This is a genomic window from Promicromonospora noduliphila (genome assembly GCF_056951025.1).
Genome location: NZ_CM167806.1, coordinates 3,852,672 through 3,877,101, shown reverse-complemented (window position 1 = coordinate 3,877,101; position 24,430 = coordinate 3,852,672). Strand labels below are relative to the sequence as shown.

Annotated in this window: 21 protein-coding genes; 10 read left to right on the top strand and 11 right to left on the bottom strand. The window is 73.9% G+C overall.

The features are described 5' to 3' along the window. Positions 1–19: 19 nt before the first annotated feature. Both AC0QU1_RS17065 and AC0QU1_RS17060 read right to left on the bottom strand, forming a co-directional pair. Entirely contained in the window at positions 20–583 is a 564-nt protein-coding gene (locus AC0QU1_RS17065) for a hypothetical protein (RefSeq protein ID WP_483570934.1), read from the bottom strand. 167 nt (positions 584–750) lie between these two features. Then, positions 751–4,527, bottom strand: a complete 3,777-nt coding sequence (locus AC0QU1_RS17060; protein WP_483570932.1) for an ATP-binding cassette domain-containing protein — start codon at positions 4,525–4,527, stop codon at positions 751–753. Positions 4,528–4,639: 112 nt separating this feature from the next. On the opposite strand from AC0QU1_RS17060, the gene AC0QU1_RS17055 reads away from it, so the two are divergent. From AC0QU1_RS17055 to cofE, 4 genes are read left to right on the top strand one after another with little or no spacing between them, the layout of a single operon-like run. Beyond that, positions 4,640–5,380: an AraC family transcriptional regulator gene (locus AC0QU1_RS17055; RefSeq protein WP_483570931.1), complete on the top strand. Its 741-nt coding sequence runs from the start codon at positions 4,640–4,642 to the stop codon at positions 5,378–5,380. A gap of 10 nt (positions 5,381–5,390) precedes the next feature. Then, on the top strand, positions 5,391–6,284 hold the full coding sequence (locus tag AC0QU1_RS17050) for a hypothetical protein (RefSeq protein WP_483570930.1): 894 nt from the start codon (positions 5,391–5,393) through the stop codon (positions 6,282–6,284). Between the two features lie 59 nt (positions 6,285–6,343). Next, on the top strand, positions 6,344–7,312 hold the full coding sequence (locus tag AC0QU1_RS17045; protein WP_483616559.1) for a TIGR03557 family F420-dependent LLM class oxidoreductase: 969 nt from the start codon (positions 6,344–6,346) through the stop codon (positions 7,310–7,312). Between the two features lie 22 nt (positions 7,313–7,334). Next, a complete protein-coding gene (gene cofE / locus AC0QU1_RS17040) occupies positions 7,335–8,138 on the top strand; it encodes a coenzyme F420-0:L-glutamate ligase (RefSeq protein ID WP_483570928.1) in 804 nt (267 codons plus the stop codon). 193 nt (positions 8,139–8,331) lie between these two features. Here the strand turns inward: cofE and AC0QU1_RS17035 are convergent, their stop codons facing one another. The 3 genes from AC0QU1_RS17035 to AC0QU1_RS17025 are packed head-to-tail and all read right to left on the bottom strand — an operon-like array spanning position 8,332 to position 14,871. Next, positions 8,332–12,576, bottom strand: a complete 4,245-nt coding sequence (locus tag AC0QU1_RS17035) for an ATP-binding protein (RefSeq protein ID WP_483570927.1) — start codon at positions 12,574–12,576, stop codon at positions 8,332–8,334. A 52-nt stretch (positions 12,577–12,628) separates the two neighbouring features. Further along, a complete protein-coding gene (locus AC0QU1_RS17030) occupies positions 12,629–13,357 on the bottom strand; it encodes a DUF4194 domain-containing protein (protein ID WP_483570926.1) in 729 nt (242 codons plus the stop codon). Continuing rightward, positions 13,354–14,871, bottom strand: coding sequence for a DUF3375 domain-containing protein (locus AC0QU1_RS17025; protein WP_483570925.1), 1,518 nt, complete (start codon positions 14,869–14,871; stop codon positions 13,354–13,356). Before AC0QU1_RS17025 ends, AC0QU1_RS17030 begins: the two co-directional genes overlap by 4 nt. Positions 14,872–15,135: 264 nt before the next feature. Between AC0QU1_RS17025 and AC0QU1_RS17020 the strand changes: the two genes are divergently transcribed. The 5 genes from AC0QU1_RS17020 (at position 15,136) to AC0QU1_RS17000 (ending at position 18,745) form a co-directional block, all read left to right on the top strand. Next, the gene (locus AC0QU1_RS17020; RefSeq protein WP_483616242.1) at positions 15,136–15,357 is read left to right on the top strand and encodes a helix-turn-helix domain-containing protein; all 222 of its coding nucleotides are present in this window, start codon (positions 15,136–15,138) and stop codon (positions 15,355–15,357) included. 189 nt (positions 15,358–15,546) lie between these two features. Beyond that, positions 15,547–16,230, top strand: a complete 684-nt coding sequence (locus AC0QU1_RS17015; protein WP_483570922.1) for a YdcF family protein — start codon at positions 15,547–15,549, stop codon at positions 16,228–16,230. Between the two features lie 65 nt (positions 16,231–16,295). Further along, complete coding sequence (locus tag AC0QU1_RS17010; RefSeq protein WP_483570920.1) at positions 16,296–16,655, top strand: DUF1232 domain-containing protein; 360 nt, start codon at positions 16,296–16,298, stop codon at positions 16,653–16,655. Positions 16,656–16,706: 51 nt separating this feature from the next. Then, positions 16,707–18,065 (top strand): NAD(P)/FAD-dependent oxidoreductase, encoded by a 1,359-nt coding sequence (locus AC0QU1_RS17005; protein ID WP_483570919.1) that lies wholly within the window; start codon positions 16,707–16,709, stop codon positions 18,063–18,065. An 83-nt stretch (positions 18,066–18,148) separates the two neighbouring features. Continuing rightward, positions 18,149–18,745 carry a 1-acyl-sn-glycerol-3-phosphate acyltransferase gene (locus tag AC0QU1_RS17000; RefSeq protein ID WP_483570918.1) on the top strand — a complete coding sequence of 199 codons (597 nt, stop codon included), beginning with the start codon at positions 18,149–18,151 and terminating at the stop codon, positions 18,743–18,745. Positions 18,746–18,844: 99 nt separating this feature from the next. On the opposite strand, the gene AC0QU1_RS16995 is transcribed toward AC0QU1_RS17000, so the two are convergent. The 5 genes from AC0QU1_RS16995 to AC0QU1_RS16975 form a co-directional block, all read right to left on the bottom strand. Then, positions 18,845–19,426, bottom strand: coding sequence for a redoxin domain-containing protein (locus AC0QU1_RS16995; RefSeq protein ID WP_483570916.1), 582 nt, complete (start codon positions 19,424–19,426; stop codon positions 18,845–18,847). Between the two features lie 240 nt (positions 19,427–19,666). After that, the gene (locus tag AC0QU1_RS16990) at positions 19,667–20,221 is read right to left on the bottom strand and encodes a TIGR03668 family PPOX class F420-dependent oxidoreductase (RefSeq protein WP_483570915.1); all 555 of its coding nucleotides are present in this window, start codon (positions 20,219–20,221) and stop codon (positions 19,667–19,669) included. A gap of 295 nt (positions 20,222–20,516) precedes the next feature. Then, a complete protein-coding gene (locus tag AC0QU1_RS16985; RefSeq protein ID WP_483570913.1) occupies positions 20,517–21,203 on the bottom strand; it encodes an SIMPL domain-containing protein in 687 nt (228 codons plus the stop codon). 51 nt (positions 21,204–21,254) lie between these two features. Further along, positions 21,255–22,466 (bottom strand): winged helix DNA-binding domain-containing protein, encoded by a 1,212-nt coding sequence (locus AC0QU1_RS16980; protein ID WP_483570912.1) that lies wholly within the window; start codon positions 22,464–22,466, stop codon positions 21,255–21,257. After that, positions 22,450–23,073 carry a DUF4126 domain-containing protein gene (locus AC0QU1_RS16975; protein ID WP_483570911.1) on the bottom strand — a complete coding sequence of 208 codons (624 nt, stop codon included), beginning with the start codon at positions 23,071–23,073 and terminating at the stop codon, positions 22,450–22,452. Before AC0QU1_RS16975 ends, AC0QU1_RS16980 begins: the two co-directional genes overlap by 17 nt. A gap of 149 nt (positions 23,074–23,222) precedes the next feature. On the opposite strand from AC0QU1_RS16975, the gene AC0QU1_RS16970 reads away from it, so the two are divergent. After that, on the top strand, positions 23,223–23,678 hold the full coding sequence (locus tag AC0QU1_RS16970) for an anthrone oxygenase family protein (RefSeq protein ID WP_483570910.1): 456 nt from the start codon (positions 23,223–23,225) through the stop codon (positions 23,676–23,678). 104 nt (positions 23,679–23,782) lie between these two features. On the opposite strand, the gene AC0QU1_RS16965 is transcribed toward AC0QU1_RS16970, so the two are convergent. Then, positions 23,783–24,415 carry a TetR/AcrR family transcriptional regulator gene (locus AC0QU1_RS16965; protein ID WP_483570909.1) on the bottom strand — a complete coding sequence of 211 codons (633 nt, stop codon included), beginning with the start codon at positions 24,413–24,415 and terminating at the stop codon, positions 23,783–23,785. Positions 24,416–24,430 lie beyond the last annotated feature (15 nt).

Here is a 24,430-nt window from a genome sequence, read left to right as displayed (position 1 = left end):
CGGGTCGTGCGGGTGCGGATCAGCCGACCTCGGCGAGCGCTTCCTGCAGAGCGGCGTCGTCGCACGTGTCCGTGGCGACCGGGCCGTTGATGGACAGCTCCACGAGGGCGTCCGGCTGCTCCGCCGACGACTGCCCGCCGCCCCTCAGCGCGACGGACCAGCCCGTGGCGGCGACGGCCTCGGTCCAGATCTGGCCGCCGTGCTCGGTGTGCTGCACCCCGGACATCGGCCCCATGCCGTGCTCCTCGAGCACCGGGTCGAGCGATGCAGCGAGCGAGGTGAGCACGGCCTCGGCGTCGTCGATGGTGCCGGTCCCGTCGGCGTTCGTGACGAACAGGACGCAGCCGCCGTCGTCCTGCTCGGCGATCGACGGGTAGGGGGCGACCGACTCCGCCCACGTGAGGTCCGGCCCGTCCGCCTGCTCGAGCGCGGTCATGGCGTCGTCGCGCAGGTCCGTGTACGCGGCGAGGGCCTCGCCGAGCGGCGGGGCCGGTTCCGTGGGGCCGTCCGGCGTGCAGGCGGACAGGGCCGCCGCGACGAACGCGGCGGTCAGGGCGGCGGGGACGGTCCGGGATGCACGCACGAGGACTCCTTGGCGGGTGGCGGGCCACTGCCCGCTGTCGGGCGCCGACGCTATCAGCGGCCTCGCGCGCTGTCTCGGCCCGGGGAGGGGGAGGACTGCCCATGGTGGCCGCCCGCTCCGGGCGGTAGGTCTCGCGCTTCGCCCGCCCGCGGACGACGCCGGCCGGGTCACCCGGCGAGGTGGGACCAGTGCGGCTCCAGGTCCTGCCAGTGTCCGACGGCGGCCACCCGCCCGCCGTCGAGCACCACCACCCGGTCGGCCGCCGCGAGGGTGGCCGCGCGCGACGTCGTGCCGAGCACCGTGGTGCCGGCGGCCCGCAGGCCCGTCCACACCTCCGCCTCCGTCACGGCGTCGAGGGCCGAGGAGACGTCGTCGACGAGGAGCAGGTCGGAGCCGGTGGCCAGCGCCCGGGCCAGGCCGAGCCGCTGCACCTGGCCACCCGAGAGCCGCAGGCCCCTGTGGCCCACGAGCGTGCCGGCCCCGCCCGCCTCGGCGACGTCGCGCTCCAGGCCCGCCGACCCGAGCGGGCCGGTGACGGGTCGCTCGTGGTCGAGGCGGACGTTGTCCGCGACGGTTCCGGACACGACGTGCGGCACCTGGGCGACGTGGGCGACGCGGGGTGGGCGCAGGAACGTCTCCGGGTCGGTGACGTCGGTGCCGTTCCAGGTGAGCCGCCCGTCGAGGTCGACGAGGCCCGAGAGGGCGGCGAGCAGGGACGACTTGCCCGAGCCCACCCGCCCGACCACCAGCACCAGCTCGCCGCGCCGCACCGTGAGGTCCACGCCGGCGACACCGACGGTGCCGTCGTCGTGCGTCGCGCTGACGCCCTCCAGCCGCAGCTCGCGCAGGCCGCCTGGGAGGTCGGTGCGCGCCTGCGCGGCGGCGCCGCTACGGGTGTCCGGCGAGGCTTCTGTGCCCAGGGTGGTCTGGCTGTCGGGCGTGGTCGGGTTATCCGACGCGGTCCGGGTGTCGGGCGTGGCTCGGCCGTTTGAGGTGGTCCGCCCGTGCGGCGTAGTCGGCCCGTTCGACGTGGCTCGCTCGTCGGCGTTGGCCGTTGCAGATGGGATCGCGGTGCCGGCGAAGAGGTCGACGTCGTCGGGCACGTCGGCGAGGCGATCGGTGCCCGCGTACCGGGAGGCGACGTCGACCCAGCGCCGCGCGGACACCGCGCTCGTGACGAGGTCGCCCAGCCCGTACCCGATCCAGCTGAACGTGCCGATCGACGTGCTGACCAGGAGCGTCGTGGCCAGTGACCACGTGCCGTTCAGGTGCAGCGTCCAGGCGAGGACCGTCGCGGCCCGGCTCAGCACGGAGGGCGTGAGACCTACCAGGAAGTTCGTCTGCTCCTCACGCAGCGAGGCCTGGACCCGGCGTCCGTCCACGCGGGCGACCTGGGCGAGGACGCCGCCGGTCGCTGCGGCGAGCTTGACGGTACGCACGGCGTCGAGGGCCGACCCGAGCAGGCGGCCCAGGTCCGCGGCGGCGTCGCCCGCCTGCCGGGCGGCCGCCGCGACCGAGCGGCTGCCCAGGACCTGGACGGCGAACATCACGGCGGCCATGCCCAGACCGACCGCGCCGGCCAGCAGGCTCTCGCTCAGCAGCACGAGGAGTGCGAGCGTGATCGGCGCCGTGACCAGCTCGCGCCAGGCCTGGGTGTGGCCGGTGAGCCGGTAGTCCTCCTGCGCCCGTGCGGCGATCTCGCCCGGAGCGTCGCGCACCGTGCGGCGCTGCGCCGTCTGCCCGCGCAGGACGCTGAGGTGCAGCCGCAGGCGCGAGTCGGCCCACCAGCGCGTGCTGGCCAGCCGGACCGTGAGCGGCAGCAGCGTGTTCGCCACCACGGCCGCCAGGATGGCGCACGCCAGCAGCCAGGGCTGCGCACCGCTCTGCAGGTTCACCACGAGCAGCGCCCAGAGCCACCCGACCACCAGACCGGTCGAGGTCAGGTAGTCCGTGACCTCCCACACGACGGCCGGCAGCAGCAGGCCGGCCGGTCGGGCGCGCAGCGTGCTCCACACGGCACGCACCATCGAACGACGGCGCGGGGCGTCGGCGTTCGTTGCCGGCCGCCTGGCGCCCGTGCGGGCGGTCCGCGCGGCCAGGCCCGGCCCAGCGGCATCGGTCAAGTTCGGCCCGCCGAGACCGGCCGGACCAGGTGTCTGCGTGCCACCGGCCACCCCTCCCACCGGCACAGCGTCCGCAGTTCCCGGGCCCACGTCGGCGACGAGCCCCGCCGCGGCGACGAGCCGCGCGAAGTGACCGTCCGACGCCGCCAGACGGTCCCAGGGCCCGTGCTCGACGAGGCGGCCGCCGTCGAGCACGGCCACGGTGTCGGCATGCCGCGCGGTCGGCAGCCGGTGCGCCACGACGATCGCCGTCCGCCCGGCCAGGAGGGCCCGTGCGGCCAGCGTGACCCGCTCCGCCGTCGCCGGATCCATGCGGGCCGTCGCCTCGTCGAGGACCACCACCTCGACGTCGCGCACCAGCAGCCGCGCGAAGGCGACGAGCTGCTCCTCGCCGGCCGACAGAGCCACGCCGTCGGGACCCAGACGGGTGTCCAGGCCGTCCGGCAGGGACGCTACCCAGGCCCGCAGGCCCAGCGCCTCCACCGCGCGCTCGACTCGTTCCGCCGGGACCGGCGCCCAGAGCGTGATGTTGTCGGCGAGCGTCGCGGCGAGGATCTCGGTGCGCTGCCCGACGACCCCCACCCGCAGGCGGAGCTCGTGCACGTCCAGCCCTGTGATGTCCCGGCCCGCCACGAAGACGCTTCCCGCGGGCGGCTCGACCGCTCGCGACAGCATCTTGGTGAGCGTCGTCTTGCCCGATCCCGTCCGCCCCACCAGGGCACACGTGCTGCCGGCGGGGATGGTCAGCGACAGCGGGCCTAGCGTGAAGCCGCCGTCGTAGGTGAACGTCAGGTCGCGCAGCTCGACGTCGACCCCGGCGGACCGGTCGGGGAACGGCGTGCCACCACTGGGCTCCTGGGGTGCCGCGAGCAGGTCGCGGACCCGCTGGAACGTGCCGATCGCCTCCTCCACGCGCGGCAGGAGGCGGCCCAGGACGTCCACCCGTCCGACGAACCCCGTGACGAGCAGCCACAGCGTGACCAGCCGTGCGACGTCCAGCGCGCCGCCCGTCACGGCCCACACCCCGCCGACGAGAACGGCGCCCACCAGGGCGTCCAGCGGCAGCTCCGTGCGGAGCCGCACGCGGGAGAACGCAGCCGACCACTCCTCCCTGAGCCGGATCTGTCGCGCCGCCAGCTCGGCGTACCGGCGCAGTGCGTACCGCTGACCCTGGGCGGTGCGCAGGTCGTCCCGGGCCGCCACCGCCTCCTCGAACTGCGCCATGTGGTCGGAGCCCGCCTCGGCACTACGCCGGCTCAGGTCACGCAGGGGCCGCGCCGACCGGCGTGCGAACACGAGCACCGCGGCCGCCACCAGCGGGAACGCCACCCAGGCCGGCCACCACACCAGGCCGGCGGCCACCCAGCCGACCACCAGGCTGATCGCCGCCTGACCCAGCGTGATGCCGATACCGCTGATCGCGCGGGTGAGCCGGGCGGGGTCGCCGTCGACACGGTCCAGGAGCTCGCCCACCGCCTGCTCCTCGAGCGCGGGCAAGGGCTGGCCGAGGGCAGCGGCGGCGAGATCGGCCCGGAGCGTGGCCTCCGCGCGGGCCGTTGCGCGCTGCACCACGAGCCACGTCACGGCGTCCAGCACGACGACGGCGCCGCTCACCGTGGCGAGCAGTACCAGCGTGTCCTGCGCCGGGTCGGCGGCCATCCGGCCGGTCACCACTGCCGCGTACGACGAGGCGGCAGCGGCGAGGAGGGCGGCAGGGACCGCGACCGCGGCGACCCGCAGGGCACGGCGGCGCCACGAGACGTGGCGCTGCGTGCCGAGCGAGCGGCTTCTGCGGCTCGGTCGAGCCGGGACGTGGGGCATGGCTCGACTCTGCCACCGACCTCTGACACTCGACCGGCACGGGCACCGATGCCTTCGTGGCCTCTTGGGCGACGGCCCGCGTGTGTCAGAGGGGCCGCGTAGCGTGGTCCTCGTGACCACCTACCGCGAGCTCGCGCCGCCGACCGGCCTGCTGCCGGTGGTGGCGTGCCTGTGGGAGCACGAGGTGTTGCCGGGCCACGAGCAGCGGATCATCCCGGACGGCTGCGTCGACCTGGTCCGGCTCGACGGTGAGCTGGTGATCGTCGGCGCGGACACCGGCCCGGTCGTCGCCGGGGCAAGCAGCGCACCGGAGGCGTCGCGCACCAGCGGCATCCGCCTGCGACCCGGTGCGGCGGGCGCCGTCCTGGGCATACCGGCGTCGGAGGTGCGGGACCAGCGAGTACCTCTCGCCGAGGTGTGGCCCGACGTCGGCCCGGCGCTCGCCGACGCGCTCAGCGCGGCGGACCCGGCGGGGCGGCTGGATCTCCTCGCACGCACCGTGCTGCACCGCAAGGCGGAGCGCGACGGGCTCGTCGCCGCGGCCGCGCGACGGCTCGGCGTGCCCGGGGCGCGGATCTCCGGCGTCGCCGAGGACCTGGGCGTGAGCGAGCGGCACCTGCACCGTCGCACCGTGGACGCCGTCGGCTACGGGCCGAAGATGCTGGGGCGCGTCGCCCGGCTGCGGCGGCTGATCGGCCTGTCCGCGGGCGGGGCCGTGCCGTTCGTGTCGCTCGCCGAGCGTGCCGTGGCGGCCGGGTACGCGAGCCAGGCTCACATGTCCGACGAGGTGCGTCGCCTGACCGGGCTCACACCCGTCCGATTCCTGGAAGACGCCGCCCTGACGGCCGCATAGCGTCGAAGCCATGAACACAACACAGAGCACAGACACCAGAAGCATCGACATCGGAGCCGCCCGGCGGTTCATCTACGACGACGCCCGCCTGCTGGAGCGGCACCGCCTCGCGGCGCTGTTCGACGGCGGATCGAGCGGACGTGTCCTGGACGCCCTGCGTCCTTACCGGAACGACGACGGCGGGTGGGGTCACGCGCTGGAACCCGACCTGCGCGGGCCCGACAGCCAGGTCTCGAGCGCGATGTCCGCGCTCGAGGTGCTGGCCGAGCTGGGCACGGCGGCCGACCCGTCGGTCGCGGTGCTGGCCACCGAGACCGCGGACTGGTTGGCCTCCGTCGCGCTGCCCGACGGGCGGGTGCCGCACGTGCTGCCCTCGGGGGCCGGCTACCCGGCCGCGCCGTGGATGGCGGAGCCGAGCGACAGCGGGCTGCTCACCTACGGGATCGCCGGCCACCTGTGGGAGCTGGGGCTGAACCATCCCTGGCTCGACGCGGCGACGGCGTGGTGCTGGCGGCAGGTCGAGGGGGAAGACCCACTGAGCGGGTACGCGCTCGAGTTCGCCGTTCACTTCCTCGACGCCGTGCCCGAGCCGGACCGTGCGGCGGCCGCCATCGAGCGGCTGCGGCCGGCTCTGCGCGAGGACGGAACCATCCCCATCGAGGGCGGGCAGGACGACGAGAAGCTCACGCCCCTGCATCTGTCCACCCGGCCGGGGGTGCCGAGCCGGGCGCTGTTCACCGAGGCGCAGATCTCGGCGGAGCTGGACCGGCTCGAACAGGAGCAGCTCGACGACGGCGGCTGGGACTTCGACTTCCTGCACTGGTCGCCGGGGCAGGCCGTGGAGTGGCGCGGCATCGTCACCCTCGGCGCGCTGGTCATGCTCCGGGACCACGGGCGGCTCTGACCCTCGCCACCTGTCAGGGCCTTAGGCTGTTCCGCGTGGTGACGATCGGCTATGCCGCGATGCTCGAACAGTTCGCGCCCCGCGCGGCGGTGGAGCTGGCGGCGCACGCGGAGGCGCACGGCTTCTCCGGCGTCATGGCCGCCGACCACTACCAGCCGTGGACCCCCCAGCAGGGCCAGGCGGGCTTCGTGTGGAACGTGCTCGCGGCCGCGGCCGAGCACACCACGGGCGACCTGGGGCCCGTGACGGCGCCGACGTTCCGGTGGCACCCGGCGGTGGTGGCCCAGGCGTCGGCGACCCTCGCGGCGATGAACCCCGGTAGGCACTGGCTCGGCGTCGGCTCGGGCGAGGCGCTCAACGAGCACGTGGTGGGCGGCTACTGGCCGGAGGCGCCCGAGCGGATCAACCGCATGTTCGAGGCGGTCGAGATCATCAGGAAGCTCTTCGCCGCCTCCCTGGCCGGGCGCGACGTGAAGCACGCAGGCACCTACTTCCGGCTCGAGTCGACGCGGCTCTGGACCATGCCGGAGGCGGCGCCCGAGATCCTGGTCGCGACGGCGGGTCCGGTCACCGCCCGCCGCGCCGGGCGGACGGCGGACGGGCTGATCACGCAGGCCGCGCCGCTGGACCGGATGTCGGCCCTGCTGACCAGGTTCGCCGACGGCGCCCGCGAGTCCGGCCGTGACCCGGGGAAGATGCCGAAGGCGCTGCAGCTCCATCTCTCGTGGGCACCCACGCACGACGAGGCGGTCGCCAACGCCCTGACTGAGTGGCCGGTGGGCGGGATGCGGTTCCCGCGGTCCGACATCCGCTCGCCGCACGACTTCGCGCAGCTCGCCCGGATGGTGCGGCCGGAGGACTTCGAGGGCCGCATGCTGATCTCCGCCGACCCGGACGAGCACCGGGCGTCGATCCAGCGGTACGTTGACCTGGGCTTCGACCGGATCTACCTGCACAACGTGGGGCGCAACCAGCGCGAGTGGATCGAGACGTTCGGCCGCGAGGTGCTCCCGAAGCTCGTGCGGTGAACGGCGGTGTGAGGATGGTGCGGTGGAACGACTGAGCGTCTGGGCCCCCGACGGGCTGCCCGAGATCACCCCCGGCGACGACCTCGGCGAGCTGATCGCCGACCTCCTGGCCGGCCAGGAGGAGCAGGACCGGCCGCGCGACGGCGACGTCGTGGTCGTGACCTCGAAGATCGTGTCCAAGGCGGAGGGGCGCGTGGTGGCCGCCGACGACCGGGAGCAGGCCATCACCGACGAGACGGTCCGGGTGGTCGCCCGGCGGGAACGGCCGGGACTGCCGCCGCTGCGCATCGTGGAGAACAAGCTCGGCCTGGTGATGGCAGCGGCGGGCGTCGACGCGAGCAATACCCCCGAGGGCACCGTCCTGCTGCTCCCCGTGGACCCGGACGTCTCGGCCCGCACGATCCGCGCCGCGCTCAGCCAGCGGCTGGGCGTGCGGCGGATCGGCGTCGTCGTCACCGACACGGCCGGCCGGCCCTGGCGCGACGCCCTGGTCGACATCGCGATCGGCTGCGCGGGGATCACCCCGACCGACGACCTGCGCGGCGCGACGGACACCCACGGGCGCCCGCTCAACGTGACGGTGACCGCCGTCGTCGACGAGATCGCCGCCGCCTCGGAGCTGGTGCGCGGCAAGGCGAGCGGGCGAGCCGTCGCAGTCGTGCGCGGCATGGGCAGGCACGTGACCGACGACGACGGTCCGGGCGCCCGTGTCCTCGTGCGCGGCAGCGCCGACGACCTGTTCCGCGAGGGGTCGGCCGAGGCCTACGCCCGCGGACTGGCGGACGGCCGGGCGGAACAGCGACGGCCCGTCGACGACCGTTCCTGAGGCGACGTTGCCGACGGTCGGCTTGCCGGTCCGGAGAACAACTGCCTCGCGGGCTCGTGTTGCTGGGAGTAGACGTTGTCGACCCTCAGCAACACGAGCCCGGGAGAAGGTCTTTCCCGGCGTGGCTGTGCCGTCAGCGCGTCGAACACGATGCGGCAGTTGGCGCCACCGTTTGCTGTCGCGCTGGCGTTGATTACAGCGTCGGCCGGCGCGACGTCATGCGTGCGACAGGGTTGGCGCCGTCCTGCGCCGTCGCGCCGTCCTGCGCGGCGCCGTTCCTCGCAGCATCGTTCCCCGTGGCGCCGTCGCCTGGCGCGCCGTCCGACGCCGGACCGGCCGTCTGCTTGGGCGTCACGGTCACGGTCCAGTCCGGTTCGGGGGTGCTGCCCTCGTCGTCGCCTGACGACTGGTCCTGCTCGGGTGCGGGTGGCGGGGGAGGCGGTGTCGCCGGGATCCCGCGGGGCGGGGTGGCGGCGCTGGAGTCGCCCTGAGCCGCGGGAGCGGCGGAGGGCTTCGACGCGGGGGCCGTCGGCGCCGACGCCGGAGGCGTGGGAACCGGGGGCGTCGGGACGGAGGAGGCCGGAGCCGGCGTCGCAGGAACCGACGGCGCGGCGACTGACGACGCGGAGGTCGGCGTCGCTGGCACTGACGATGCGGGGGTCGACGGCGCCGGGCCTGACGTCGCGGAGGTCGGCGTGGCGGAGGTCGGCGTCGAGGAGGCCGGCGTCACAGGAGCCGGCGTCGGGGAGGCCTGCGGTGTGGGGGCTGATGCCGCCGCAGAACCAGAACCGGCCGGCCGTCCACCGGCGGGCGCCGCCGTCCGCGCGGCGGGTTCCGGCGCAGCACCACCGCCGCCCGCGCCACCGCCGCTCGCGCCACCGCCGCTCGCGCCACCGCCGCTCGCGCCACCGTTGCCCGCACCGCCGCCCGTACCCGCGCCGCCCGTACCCGCGCTGCTTGCACCCGCGCCGCCCGCACCCCCACCACGCGTAGCAGAAGGCACCGGAACAACATCAGGCAGCGGCGACTCCAGGAGCACCACGTCCACGCGCGACTCCCGCATCTCCCGGCAGGTCGCCAGGCCGATGCCGCCCACGTAGTCCTCGAGGGTCTGCAGGAGCTTGAGCGGCGTCGCCAGGATCATGTGGAACCCGAACGCCGCGAACGTGTCCATGGCGGTGCGGGTGAAGGCGGTGTCGGCCTTGTCGAAGGCCTCGTCCAGGAGGATCGAGCCGTAGGCGGGCGTCGCCGAGTCGGACGCCCCGGCAAGCTGGTACCGCAGGGCTGCGGCCAGGCAGAACACGACGAGCTTCTGGCGCTGACCGCCCGACAGGCCGGCGGAGGAGTCGTGCACGGCCAGCGCGATGCCGCCCGCGGTGACCTCCACACCGGTGAAGTGCACGTGCCGCCGGGTGTCCAGGCACAGGGCGCGCCAGGCCCGGTCGGCTGGGTCGGTGGACCCGAGCCGGCGCACCAGCCGTTCCAGCACCTCGTACTCCGGCTCGGTGTCGCCGGTGAGCGCGTCGAGCGTCTCGAGGAACTCCTCGACGGCGGCGGGCCGGCGCTCCTTGACGCGGATCTCCAGGAACCGGTCGGTGTCGAACGGGGAGCGGCGCAGCGACGTGTTGACCCCGACGATCCGCTCGCGGATGGCCGCTGGCGCCTGCCGGATCTCGGCCGCGAGCTTGCGCAGGGCGCGCCGCGCCTGGTCGGTGAGCAGGTCGGAGAACCGCGCCTCCTGCTCCGGGAGGCGGGACGTGCGGATGCGCTCCAGCACCTCCAGGTACCGCGACCGGTCGCCGACCTGGGCCGTGAGGTCGCGCGTGATGGCGGGCCAGCGGCGCCGGAACTCGGACAGCAGCCCGACGATCTCCCGCTCTGCGGCGGCCGACGTGCGCAGCCCGGCCTCGCGCTCGGCGTCCAGCGTGCGGGACACGGCCAGGGAGACGTCGTCGATCACCTCGTGCGTCACCGTGCTGCGGACGGCGGCGTACCGCTTCTCCAGCTCCTGGCGGTGCGCGAGCGGGATCGCGGTGGTGGGGGCGTCCCCGAGCTCCGCGACCACGCGCTCCAGGGAACGGCGGTGCGCGCGGGCCTCGGCGAGCGTGTCGGCCGCCTCGGCGGCGGCCGCGCGGGCCTGGTCGAGGCGGGTCTCGGCCGCCGCGACGTCCTGAGATGCCTGCAGCAGGTCCATCGTGCCGTCCAGCAGCCGGTCGAACGACGCCTGCGCGTCGGTCAGGTCGGCCTCCGCGGTGTCGATGTCGACCTCGCGCCACTCGCGCCGGGCCACGTGCCGCAGCGTGAGCTGGCGGCGCACGGCCTCGCGCTGCTCGGCGACGGCGTCGGCCACCGCCTCGTCGGCGGCGGCGAGGCGGCCCTGCGTCTCGCGCGCGATCTCCAGGAGCTGGTCGAGGCGGTCGTCGGCGTCCCAGCCGAGCATCCAGTCCTCGACGCCGGGCAGCACCGGCTGCTCGATCTCCTCCGGCCCGTGCTTGACCAGGCCCTCGCGCGTGACGGCGCGCTCGTGCCGGTCGAGCCCGGCCGGCTCGTCGACGCACAGGTAGTCGTACCGCTCGGACAACCGGCGGTGCAGCCAGCCCGACATCGGGCCGTCCTTGACCTCGACCTTGTGCACGAGCGAGGCGGAGTCCGTGGACCGTGGCGCGTCGTTGCGCACGCCGACCACGCGGTAGCGCAGGCCAGGCCCGGCCTCGACGGCCCCGGCGACGGCGGCCCGGTGCGCCGGCGACACCAGCACGAGCGTGGCCAGCGGGCGCAGGATCTCCTCGATCGCGGGGCGCCACTCGGCGTCCTCCTCCCGGACGCGCAGCAGCTCGGCCGCGAACGGCAGCATGGACACGTCGAGCCCGGCGGCCTCCGCCACCGCCTTGCGGGCGGTGGCCAGCGCGGCGGGCACGTTCGTCCGGGTCTGGCGCACGGCCTGGATCCGCCCGGCGACGGCCTCGTGCCGCTGCCCGACGGCGGAGCGCGCCGCCAGCGCCTCCCGGATGTTCCCGTCGAGCGACTCGGGCGCACGCGACCTGCCGACCGTGGCCACCGAACCCGTGGCCACCGAACCCGTGGCGACCGAGGGCAGCGCGCCCGTGGCGACAGAGGGGACCTGCCCGGTCGCGACGGCGGCCGTCTGCCCGGTCGAGACGGCGGGCAGGGCACCGGTCAGCGTCGGCACCGCGCCCGTGGCCGGCGCCTTGCCGCCGCCGAGCTCCCACCGGGCCTTCTCCTTGAGCGCCGCGAACTCCCCGAACGTCTCGGGCATGTTCATGCCGACGGACTGGAGGTCGGTGGCGAGCTCACCGCGCCGCGTGCGGACGAGGGCGGCGATCTCGCCGGCCCGCTGCAGGCGGTCGGCCTGTGTGGCCAGCGCCTGCCCGCCGCGCGCGCCCAGTACGTTCACGGCCTGCTGGTGCGTGTTCGCCGCGACGTCGACCTCGGTGTCGGCGGCCTTGCGGTGGTGCTGCGCCCGCTCCTCGGCCGCGCGCGCCTCGGCCAGCGCCCCGTGGGCGAGGTCGAGCTTCCACGCGTCCTTGAACGTCTCCAGCGACCCGCGCAGCGTCGCCGCGCGCACACCGGCCGCCGACCCCTCGTCGTAGGACTTGGTCAGGGCGGAGAGCCGGCTCAGGTGCTCGATCTGCCGGCGGGACGCCTCGATGTCGGCGTAGGCGCGCGCGACGTCCGCGAACTGCTCGACCGCCTGCGCCGCCAGCTCGAACGTGCCCGGCTCGTCCAGCATGTGCCCGCGGAACAAGTCGTCCAGGCTGCCCAGGTTCTTCGCCGACTGGGTGCGGTGCAGCAGCACCAGCGCCTGCTCGGAGCTGATGCCGAGGGCCTGGGTGAACGCGGCGGCGAACGGCCCGTGCCGCTCGCTGACCGTCGCGTCGGGCCAGGCCGCGGTCACGCCGGCGGCGTCGGGCCCCGACCGCACGTACCGCTCGAAGTCCAGCAGGCCCACCTCGCCCGGCACCACGACGTGCAGCGTCGCCGGCGCCGACGAGCCCCGCGTGAGGTGGAACAGCCGCACCAGGGTCACGGTGCCGTCGTCGGCCTCGGTGCCGTTCGAGTACTGCAGCAGCACGCCCGACCAGGTGGCGCCCTGGCGCAGGTGGTCGGCCACGACCTCGCCCGTGCTCTCGTCGGTGCGGTGCCGCCACGCGCCGCGCACGTACGAGACGACGTCGCGGTCGCCCGCCTCCCGCTCGGTGGCGCCCGTCCCGGCCGCCGCGACGTTGAACCGCAGGTGCTCCGGCGGTGTCAGGACCGCGGCGACGGCGTCGACCAGCGACGACTTGCCCGAGCCGGAGTGGCCGGTGAGGAGGAACCCCTCGCGCGGCACCGGCACCACGTGGTGCCCGGAGAACGTGCCCCAGTTGACCAGCTCGACGCGCGCGAGGCGCCACTGCCCGGGGTGGGGGGCCGTCATCTCGGGGCCTCCGCGCGGTCGTGAGCGCAGCGGTCGATCGAGTGGGGTGACATCATGCGCTCTCCTTCGCCAGTCGGGCGTACTCGGCGCTCAGCGCCGCGACCTGGTCCGCCCCGAACACCGTCCGCAGCACGGGGGAGACCGTGCACCGGTCCCCGCTGAGCGGTTCCAGCATGCCCGACTCGATCAGGCGCGCCCACGTCGCGTCCAGCTGCCGGGAGAAGTCCATGGGCGAACCACCGCCGCGCCGCCGGTACACGGCCAGGTGGTCCGCCGCCTCGTCGCGGCTGACCGCCACCCGCCCGTCCGTCGAGTCGAGCAGCAGGCCGCGCAGGTGCAGCAGCAGGGCCGTGTCCAGGAAGGTCAGGGCCACCTCGCGCACCACCTGCGGCGCGTCGGGTGCCGGCACGTCGCGCACGAAGGCGACCTGCGCGTCGGCGTCGACCACCAGGTCCAGGTACAGGTCGGCGAGGCGCTCGCGAACCACGTCCTCGTGGGCCAGGAGCGCGCGCCAGGTGTCCGGGTCCGCCTCGGCCGCGAGATACGGGCCGCGTACGAGCCGGGCCAGCGCGAGGCGCGCGGGGGCAGGCACCGTGCCGTGGTCGCCCGGCCAGAGGTGGGTGCCGACGTCGCCGCCGGCCCCGCCGCCCGCCGTGCTCCCCTGGCCCGACGGCGCGGACGGCGCACTCCCGGCGGACGGCGCACCGCTGCCGGCCGGCCGCCCGGGGCGGGCGGTGCTGAGGTCTGCGCGGCTGGGCCCTGTCGCGTCGGGTTCTGTCACGGGACACGCTCCTCGAACTGGTGCTGGGGAAGTACGGCCCGCCGCGTGACGCCGCGCGAGGAACGCCAGCTCACGTCCTCGCGGTCGCCGGTGGGCGTGCCGTGCTGCTCGGCGAGCGTGAGCAGACCGACGACGCTCGCGGCGCCCTGGGTGGCCGGATGTGCGGCGAGCACCGAGCCGACGGTCGCGCGGCCGGCACGGTCGACGACGTCGTTCACGTGCCCGCGCAGCTCGTCCACGTCGATCTCGGAGTCGCGGGCCATGGCGCGCAGCGCCTTGAGCGAGACGGCCCGCGGGGGCAGGGCGGGCGCGGCGGCCGGCGCCTCGGCGTCCTCCCCGCCCGGGTTGTGCGGCGCCAGGCCGCCCACGGACCGAGGCGCCACCGTGCCGAGCGGCAGGGTCAGGCGCATCTCGGTCCCCGGTGCGACGTCGGGCGCCGCGGCGAGGGCTGCGTCCTGCGCCTCGCCGATCAGGCGCCGCAGCGCGCGCTCGGCGGGGAGCTCGCCCGACCGCACCATACGTTGCAGCGCGCGGCGCAGGACGGCCATGGTGTCGGTGAGCTCGTCGGCGGCGTCCTGCAGCGTGGGCAGGAGGCGGCGCAGCGCCGAGGCCTCGCCGGGGGCCAGGTGGACGGTGTCGAGCACCCGGCCGACGTCGTCCTGCGCCAGGTGCTCCGCCTGCCGCAGCAGCTCGCGGAACGCGACGAGGCCCCGCCCCGCCTCGGACTCGGCCAGGTGGTCGACGCCGCGGTAGATGTCGTCGAGGAACGTGTCGCGCGAGCCGTCGGACTCCAGGAGCCGGCGCCGCAGCTCGCGGTCGGTCCGTTCCAGCTCGGTGCGCACCCGGGCCAGGTCGGCCGGGATGTCGCCGGCGAGGGCCAGCACCTCGCGGGCGCGCTCGACGGCGACGTCCGGCGGCAGGGGCGCGTCGTCGCCGCGGCGCGCGCGCTCGATCCGGGCGTCGAGGGCCGCGCGCTGCTCCAGCAGGGCCGCGAGGCGGGCCTCCGGGTCGGGGTCTGCCTCGTCGGCGAGCCGGTGCAGGCCGTCGAGCACCGCGCCGAGGCGCGACGGCGTCACCGCCGGGTGCGGCCTGCTCAGCCGGGAGACGAAGCGGATGGCGACCAGGGCGCCGTCGGACAGCTCGACGGTCTCCGCGCCGGGCTCGCCGGCCGCCTGCGGGGCGCGGCGGCGCACGAGCACGCCCTCGTCGATCCACTCGGAGACGTAGAAGTAGCCGGAGTAGGGCAGCTCGAACCCGACGCGGCGCAGCTCGGGCACGTCGTCGTCGATCCGCATCGCGAGCTGCTCGACGGGCAGCCGGCGGCGCGACGTCCCGAAGTTGCGGTCGAGCAGCACGACGGCGGCCGCCGCGTTCCTCGACCGCAGCAGCACCCACGCCGGGTGCTCCTGGAGGAGGGCGCGCACGGCCCGCGCCGCCTGGCCCCGGCGACCAGAGCCGTTGCCGGTGGCCTGCCGCGGCACGGCAGCGTCACCCGGTGAGCTTGCGGTACCCATGGGGGCTGAGAGTAGTAGGCCAACGTGTCGGTACGGCACCCCCGGGGAAAACATGGCGACACATGCTCTTGTCACTGAGCCGCGACGGCCATAGACGTATAGAGTCAGGTCTCACAGGGCTTGCCGGAAAACAGATCTCCATCTTCCGGCGAGCCCTGTCGTGCGTCATGGCACGTCGTGATGGCCGAGCGTCGACGGGAGGGCACCTTGCTCACGACCGCAGCCCAGATCATTGTCAGGATCAGAGCCGAGCGTCAGCTCAGCATGAGCTCGCTGGCAGTGCTCGCGGGCGTGCCCACGTCGACGATCAGCCGCATCGAGTCCGGACAGATCGAGCCGACGCTCGGGATGATCCGGCGCATCGCGCTGGGCGCGGGCTACCACCTCCACCTGCAGTACTACGACCTGTTCTCGGGCAAGCTCGAGGACGACGTGGTCCAGGTGGCCACCACCGAGGGAGAGGACGACGAGGATCGCGAGCGCTAGGGCGGTTCATCGGCGTCCGCTACCTTGTCTGCGCATGGGATGTCAGCGTGGGGGGCGCGAGAGCACTGCGGGACGGCGTTCGTGGCGCCGTCCCGATGTCTGTGACATTGCACCCAATTCCCATGGAATTCGGGCAGTGCCCCACACTCAGGTTGTGCCCCTCATTCCTCCGAGCAATATGGTCGTCATATGCCGAACGTCATGATCCCCGCGGCAGTGCGGGAGGACGTAGAGACACTGTGGGCGTTCCACGACCTGCAGCACGAGCCGCGACCGGTCGACGTCTGCATCGGCCTGGGCGGTCACGACCTTGGCGTCGCCGACTACACCGCCGACCTCTACCTCGAAGGGCTGTTCCGGCAGATCGTCTTCACCGGGGCGAACGCGCCCACCACCGTCGACGCGTTCCCGGAGGGTGAGGCGTTCGGATACCGCGACCACGCGATCGCGCGGGGCGTCCCGGCCGACGCCGTGCTCGTCGAGCCCGCCGCCACCAACACGAGCGAGAACCTCGAGTACAGCCGCAAGGTGCTGGCCGAGCACCAGATCGAGCCGTCCTCCCTGATGCTCGTCTCGCACCCCTACCAGCAGCGACGCGCGTTCGCGACGTGCCAGGTGGTCTGGCCGGACGTCGACGTGCTGTGCGTCTCGCGCCCGCTGGAGCTCGACGCATACCTGCGGTCCATCGGCGACGCCGACCGGGTGGTCGACATGCTCGTCGGCGAGACGCAGCGCCTCACGCTGTACGCGGAGCTCGGCTTCATCTCCCACGAGGAGGACGTGCCCGAGGACGTCGTCGACGCCTTCGACCGGCTCGTGGCGGCCGGGTACACGTCGCGGCTCGTGGAGGACCGCCGTCCGATCGACGTGTGAAACTGGCGAACCGGGCTTCCGGGACAACCCTGGCGAGTCGCGCGGTTCTCCGTTACGTTCCGGGCATGCGCGAGGAAAACAAGCGGGGCAAGGATCCCAGGAAGTTCACCTGGCAGGAGATCCTCACGTTCGTCGCGGGCGCCGGGTACGTGGCCAGCCCGATCGACCTCCTGTCGGAAGGCGTGCTGGGGCCGCTCGGCCTCGGCGACGACGCGATAGCGATCATCGTCGCTGGCGTCACCCTGTACCGCGCGGTCCAGCGGTTCCGGAAGCACCGCGCCGCGCCCGGCACGGCAGGGGACGCACCCGGCGGTGCGGCGGGAGACCCGGCGTCGGGCAGCAGCAGGCCGGGGGACGCGCCGCACGGCAAGACGATCCCCGGCACCGCCGAGGACGTGACGCCCGACCGCAGGCCCCGGCGCTGATGGCGTCGCCCGCTTTGGCGGGCGCAGGGCAGCCGGTCTAGTGTCGACGGCGTGACCAGCGACAACGCACCCCGGATCCTCGTCGTGGGCGGCGGCCCCACGGGTGCCGCCACGGCGATCGCGCTGCGGCGCGAGGTGCCGGACGCCCACGTGACCCTGGTCGACAAGGCGACGTTCCCTCGCGACAAGACCTGCGGCGACGGCCTGGGCCCCGGCGCGCGCAGGGTGCTGGACGGGCTCGGACTGTCGGGGCTGCTGGAGCCGTTCCACATGCCGATGTCGGTGGCGATCAGCGGCCCGGGCGGGGTCGAGGCGTTCGCGCGCGGCCCGATCATGGAGGGTCGTGACCTCGCCGGGTACGTCGCGCCGCGGCTCGTGCTGGACGACCTGCTGCTGGGCGCCGCGCGCGACGCCGGGGTCGAGGTCCGCGAAGGCGTGTCGTTCGAGGGCATGACGCCGGCCGTCGGTCGTGGGACCGGCGGCAGCGGGGACGACGGCGTCGGCGGCGGGGAGGACGGCGCGGACGGCGGCGGCCGGGGGAGCGGCGGCGCCCGGGTCACCCTGTCCGACGGCGAGGCCACGTTCGATCTCGTCGTCGGCGCGGACGGCGCGTACTCGACCGTGCGGCGCGCCATGGGCGTCGAGCGCCCGTCGATGCGGCAGACCTATATCGCGATGCGCGCGTACGGCACGGTCACCCACCCCGACAAGCCCGTCAGCGACACGCTGCGGTTCGACTTCCTGGAACAGCTCCTCCCGGTCTACGGCTGGGTCTTCCCCCTGCCGGACGACGGCGCGAACCTCGGCGTCGGCCTTCCGGTGACCCATCTCAAGCGGCAGACGGCGCGGCACGGCCGCACGCTGCGCGACCTGTTCGACCTGTACGTCGAGGATCTGAAGCGGCGCGGCTTCTCGGTGTCGGGCCTTGACCGCATCGCCACGCACCAGCTCCCGCACGCAGCGGCCCGCACGCCCATGACGGCGGAGGGGCACGCCGCCGTGCTGCTCGGCGACGCCGCGGCGACGATCAACCCGCTGAGCGGCGAGGGCATCTTCTACGGCATGGCGGCGGGGGTGCAGCTCGCGGAGCACCTCGGCGCGCTGGGCCGGGCGGGGGAGACCTGGTGGGGCGCTGGGCTCCCGGACGCGCTCGCCGGTTTCGAGCAGGCGCACCGGCGCCGGTTCGGGCGGCACTACCGGGAGTGCTACCTGGCCCAGCAGCTCATGCGCTCCAAGGCCTGGGCGGGCGTCGCCACGCGCGCCGTCGCGGCCGACGAGCGCGCGATGGCGCACGTGGCGCTGATGCTGTTCGACGAGCAGTCGGCGGGGTCGCGCGGCGTGCTGCGCCTGGCGGCGAACAGCGTGCGCCCGCTGCTCCGGCGGGCACCGGGCGGCCGGGCCGGGCGTTAGACGTCCGGAGGGTCTGCCAGAATTGAGCTTCTGCGATCCTTCGCCGAAACCCCACCCGCTCCGCCTTCGACTCGAGGTCGACGATGTCACGCACCATCCGCCGGGCCGCCGCACGACTGATCTGGGCCGCCACCGGCTACCGACTTCGTTCGGAGCCCGCCCCGACCCGGCCCACCGTGTTCGTCGGCGCGCCGCACACGTCCAACACGGACTTCTTCCTCATGCTGGCCATCGCGTTCGACCTGGACCTCAAGATCCGGTTCCTCATCAAGGACTCGTGGTTCACCGGACCGATGGCCGGCATCATGCGGTCCCTCGGCGGCATCCCGGTCGACCGGAAGGACCCGGCCGGCGTCGTGGACGAGATCCTGGCGGCCGTCGGGCGGGGCGAGGAGTTCCACCTGGTCGTGACGCCGGAGGGCACGCGGGGCACCGGGTCCGGCTACTGGAAGTCGGGGTTCTACCGCATCGCGCTGAAGGCCGGCCTGCCCGTGACGCTCGGCTACGTCGACAGTGTCACCCGGGTCGCCGGCCTGGGGCCGAGCATCGAGCTCACCGGCGACGTCGGCGCCGACATGGACATGATCCGCGCCTTCTACCGCGACAAGTCCGGGGTCAGGCCGAAGAACCGGACCGAGCCGCGGCTGCGCTCGGAGGGTCCGGACGCCGACGCGGCCTAGTCCCGACGCCGAAGCGGCCCAGGTGAGCCTCGGCTCGGCGTGTCGGAGCTGCAGGCCCGCACCTCCGACACCCCGAGCGGGGAGTCACGTCGTCGGGAGTCACATCGTGAGCGAGGCAACCTCGTCCGGGAGCTCCATCGGGTCCATCGGGCCGTGGTGCGTGACCTCACCGTGGTCGTCGATCAGCACGACGTCGCCGTCGGCCATCACGCCGAAGTGGGAGGCGAGGTCGCCCATGCCGTCCTCGAGCTGGGTGACGCCCTCGACGGAGGCGAGCGGGTCGTCCATGGGGTCGCTGTCCTCGCCGGCGACCGAGAGCAGCGTGACGTCACCCTCGACGTCGGCGAGGGCGGCGGCCGTGTCGGCGCAGGTGTCGCACATGTCGGACCAGAAGAGGATGACGGCGGGGCTGCCCGCGAGGTCGGCGCCCTCGAAGGTGTCGCCGCTCGCGGTGGTGGCGGTGAAGTCGAGGGCGTCGGACATCATGTCGTCCTCGGCCATGTCGTCGTCCATCGGGGACTCCTCGTCCATGGGCGACTCCTCGTCCATGGGGCTCTCCGACATGGTGTCCTCGGACATCGTCTCGTCGCCGCCGGTCGGCTCCGCCGAGCCGCACGCAGCGAGGGTAAGGGCGCAGGTCAGGGCAATAGCGGCGGAGGCGCCGCGGCGCAGTGTTCTCATGCCGACGACGCTAGGCGCGCGCCCGGGTGAACAACCCTTACGGCCTGCTTACCGGCTCCTTACGCGCGCGGCGCAGGGTGACCTCGTGCGCTTCGAGGAGCCGGCCACCGGGTCCTCCCTGTCGAGCTCCTCCTCTTCGAGACCGAGGTTTCTTCGCCTTGGCGCCGCTCAAAGGTGAGAAACCTCGGTCTTGAAGAGGAGCGGCGGCGCGTCTGACCGGGGACTACCCGTGCCCAGGGGCTACCCGTGCGCCCAGCCCGACCACCGGGTCACGTGCACCCTGATCAGCGGGCCGTCCGGCCGGCGCTGGCGGTACTGCGGGTACCGCGCGGCAAGCGCATCGAGCGCCGCCGCGCGGGCCTCACGGTCCTGCTCGCTGCCGTCTTGTGCGTCACCGTCCTGCTTCTCGCGGTTCTGCATGTCACCGTCCTGATTGCCGCGATCCTGCTCCAGGGCGGCGACTTCCACCGCGGCGACGCCGTCGGCCCGCACCCACCAGAGGTGCGTCCAGTCGTCGTCGTACCGGTCCACGAGCAGGGCGACGCGTGGGTTCTCCGCGATGTTGCGCAGGCGCTTGAGGTCGCGTGTGGTCTTCGGCTTGTGGTCGACGGCGACGACGATCTCGTCCCGGCCCTCTTGCCCGGCCCCGCCCTCGGCCCGGCTGCCCTCTGCCGCACTGACCAGGGCGAACGTCACGGGCACGAGGTGCGGCACGCCGTCGGCGTCGGCGGTGCCGAGGTAGGCATGCCTGGCGGCGGCAAACCGAACCCGGCAGGCATCGACATCGAGGCGCACCCTGCCATTCTGCCCGGCGGGATGGTCGGTGACGCTGGGCAACTTCGGCAGAAGCTGTTGCGTATACGCAACAAAGGACTACAAAGACAGCGGAGCCGCACGATCCCTGGGATGCTCTTTGGGTCTAAAAGGAGGATGCGGATGGACGGCGTTAAGCGTTGGCGGGACACGCGGCATCGCGATCTTGCGGTCGAGACTGCCGGTGGTGAGACGACCTTCGATGAGGGTGTGCGCAGGCTTCTCGACGAGTCGCGGGGCTGGCGCCTCGCCGAGATGCGTCGAAAGCTGGGCGCCCTCAGCCCTCGGCGGTGGGGCCCGTCTCGTAGTCGGCGGACAGGGTGATCTCGACGTCGATGTCCCGCGGCTGCAGCTCGACGTGCGGGCCACCGCCGGACTCGGCCATGGCGCCGGCGCGCATGGCGTACATCGGGGTGTTGCCGCCGCCGTTGCCCCCGCCGCGCAGGCCGGCCTCGTAGATCGCGACCGGTGCCACCGGGCCGAGGCCCAGGGCGTCCGCGTACGACTGCGCGCGCACCGCGGTCTCCTCCGCGGCCTCGACCCGGGCCGCGGCCTGGAGCGACTTGCGCGTCTCGTCGGTCAGGGTCCAGGAGACCCAGTCGATCTCCACGCCGTCCACGTCCATGATGTCCGCCAGCCAGGTCGACAGCGCCTCGAAGTCGCTGAACGTGACCGACAGCCGCGCCGAGGCGCGGAACCGCCGGATCCGCTGCTTGCCGCCCTTCTCGGAGCTCTTCACCCGGTCGTCGTAGACGTACGAGTGCACGGACGCCGAGTCCCACCGCTCCGCGGCACCCGACGCGACGTGCGCCTTGGCCTGGTCCACGAGGATCGAGTGGGTCCTGGCCACCTGCTCGACGACGTCGTTGCGCAGGGTGCCGGAGAACGCGACGTGCAGGTTGACGGTGCCGCGCTCCGCGGGATGCGTGCGCTTGGCCTGGCCTTCGACGGCGATGCGAGTCATATGCGGAGTCTGCCGACTGCTCCTGGCCCCGCGCCACCCCTGACCTGAGCGTCAGCCGATCGTGCCCTTGCCCACGGGGCCGCGGGTCAGGACGGGCTCAAGCCCGCAGAACACCCCGTAGCGCGCGGCCTCGGCCTCGATGGCTGCCCACACCTTGCGGTTCGGCTCCTCGGCGAGCTCGACGGTGATCTCCACGCTCTGGGTCTTGAGGACCCGCGACCAGCCGCCCGCGATCATCCCGTCCACGGTCACGAGGCCGGTGAAAAGCCAGCGGCTGGGCGTCCCGTCCCGGGTGAGCGGGGGCCAGCTCTTGAAGTCGTGGCAGAAGAACTCGTCGTAGACCGAGAGCAGGCGGGCGGTGCCCTCCGGCGCGGCCTCGGGCAGGTCGCCGTCGGTCCAGAGGGTCAGGCCGGCGAGCTCGTGGCGGGTGAGCCCGGCGTCGGCCACCGCGGAGCGGGCGGCGGCCTTGGTGAGCGAGCCCCACCAGGCGACGTCCTCCGCACGGCACGGGCCGTGCCCGCGCACGTAGGCGCGGGCCAGGTGGAGGCGGGCCTCGTCCTCGGCCCAGGACTTCTGCTCCGGCAGGAGCCGGTAGGTGGCCTGCTTGCCCGCCATCCGACCGCTCGCCACGAGCAGGTCGAGCTCCGCGTGCATCATGACCTGGCCCAGGTGCCAGGTGTCCAGCGGCGCGCCCTCGGCCTCCGCCAGCGCGGCCCCGATCTCCTTGCGGGTGAGCGGGCCGTCCGCCAGCGCCTCGGCGAGCACCGCGTGCCGGCGGGGGAGCAGCGAGTGGTCGAAGCCCTGGGACCGCTCCGTCGAGAGCATCAGCCGGCGGACGCGCGGTGCCGTGGCCGTCATGAGCGGCGCCAGGTCGTCCGGTACCACGTAGTGCCAGGTCGGACGCAGGATGTGCGTGCGAAGCACCGTCCCGTCGGCGAGCGCCGCCTGCACCTCGGCGAGCGTCGGCGGCGTGCTCAGGCGCTGCGCCACGCCCCAGGCGGAGGAGTGCAGCTCCTGCGCCTGGACGGCACCCAGCCGGGCGACAACCCCTGGCACATCGCTGCCAGCCCCGAGCACACCGCCGCCGTCCGCGCCGAGCCCGCCGCCGCCGTCCGCGCCGAGCCCGCCGCCGCCGTCCGCGCCGAGCCCGCTGCCGCCGTCGGCCCCAGGACCGCCGTCGGCGCCGGGCGTGCGCAAGCTGCCCAGGCCCACCGAGGTGAGCCGGGCGCGCTGGACGTCGCGCAGCTCAGACGTAGTAGGCATCCTCGCCACCGTGCCCCGCCGCGCGGGCGCGGCGATGCTTCACCAGGCTTCGGATCAGCAGGACCACACCGATCACGAACAGGATCAGCACCGGGATGATCGCGAGCGGGGCCAGCACGGACAGGAACGAGACGCCGATGCTCGTCGCGTCCTCCGCGACGCTCACCACCGGCGCCGCCGTGCCGCCGGACACGCTGTTGGCCACCACGCGCCCGCCGGCCTTCGCGGCATGGGTCGCCAGGGCGAGGATGACGCCGGACACGATCGGGATCCACTGGCCGGACTGCACGAAAGCGCTCGGGTCGGTGACCGTCGTCGTCTCCGACATGGAGCCGGCGCCGAACGCGATACCGCCCGCCGTCGGGCGGATGACGGTCTGCACCACGTCGTTGACGGAGTCGAGCACCGGGATCTTGTCCGCGACGAACTCGAGCACCAGGAGCACGGTCAGGATCGCCAGGACCCAGCCGTTCTCCAGCCACGCCCAGCCGCTCGGCAGCGTCACGAGGTCCGTGAAGCGTGAGAGCACGCCGAGAAAGATGAGCGGGATCCATGCGTTGAGACCCGCCGACAAGGCGAGCCCGCTTCCGGTGGCAAGTTCGAGCATGTCTCGAAGTGTTCCACGGCACACCGACACTCCGGGGCTCGAACCTGTCCGGTGTGCCCGATCCGTTATCCGATGCCTCTTGCATCGCGACCAGTTCGTGCAAGAGTGGCTGGAGTCCACCGCACTGGTGCGCTGACCTGGAGGCTCGGATGGTCTGGACGATCTTCGCCGTGGCATCGGTCGTGCTGCTCGGCCTCGCGGCGGGCGTGTTCTTCGCGTTCTCGTCGTTCATCATGAGCGGCCTCGCACGCGCTACCGACGACGCCGCCGGCGCCGCGATGACCGGCATCAACGAGACCGCCCTGCTCCCCGCGTTCATGAGCGTCTTCTTCGGCGCGCTCCTCGTCCCGGCCGGTACGGGCATCTGGGGCCTCGTCGACGGGCGCGCGGGCGGCGCCTGGATCCTCGCCGCCGCCGCGGTCTACCTCGTTGGCACCTTCGGCGTGACGATGGCCCTGAACGTGCCCCTCAACAACCGCCTGCTGGCGGCCCACGACAAGGCCGCCGAGTGGCGCGCCTACTGGCGCCCCTGGACCGCGTGGAACCACGTGCGCACGCTCGCGAGCGCGGTCGCGACGGCGCTCGCTGCGGTCGCGCTGCTCTGAACCCGGTCTGCCGGAGCCCGACCGTCTGACCCGGGCGGGAGCCAGACCCGGGCCGGGCTCCGGCCCGAGCCAGATTCCGAACCGGGCCGGATGCCGCCGCGCCGTCACCCCGCGCGGTAGGCCCTGAGGAACGCCCGGACCCCCTCGACGACGAGGGGCTCGACGCGGGGGTCCTCCACCGCGTTCGCCGAGCCGATCCTGCTCAGCGCGACGCCGAACGTCAGCGCGATGAGGTGGTCGGCGGCGAGCCGGGGGTCCGGGACGTCGAGCAGCCCGGCGCCCGCGAGGGCCGCGAGCCGTTCGCCGATCGACTCCTCCGGCGCGTTGGTCAGGGCGCGCTCGTCGGGGTGCTGCACATGGTCCGACCCGGTTCCGACCAGCCGCCGCAAGGTGGTGTATTCCGTCGAGTCGAGCATCTCCGTCGCGATCTGCATGGCGAACCCGACCAACGCGGGCTCCAGCTCGGCGGGTTCGGTGAGGCCGGTGAGCGTGTCGTCGAGGGTGCGCCGGATGGTCGCGAGCAGCGTCTGGTCGACGGCGTCGATCGCCGCCCGCAGCAGCGTCTGCTTGTCGCCGAAGTAGTCGTAGACCGTCCGCTTGGACACCCCCGCCCGTGCGGCGACCGCGTCGACGCTCGTCCGGTCGAAGCCGTCGGTGAGGAACAGCTCACGGGCCGCGGAAAGGATGGCGGTCCGCTTGGTCGCGGACCCTTCGCGGAGCGTCTTCGTCGTCGGCATAGACAGATCCTATCC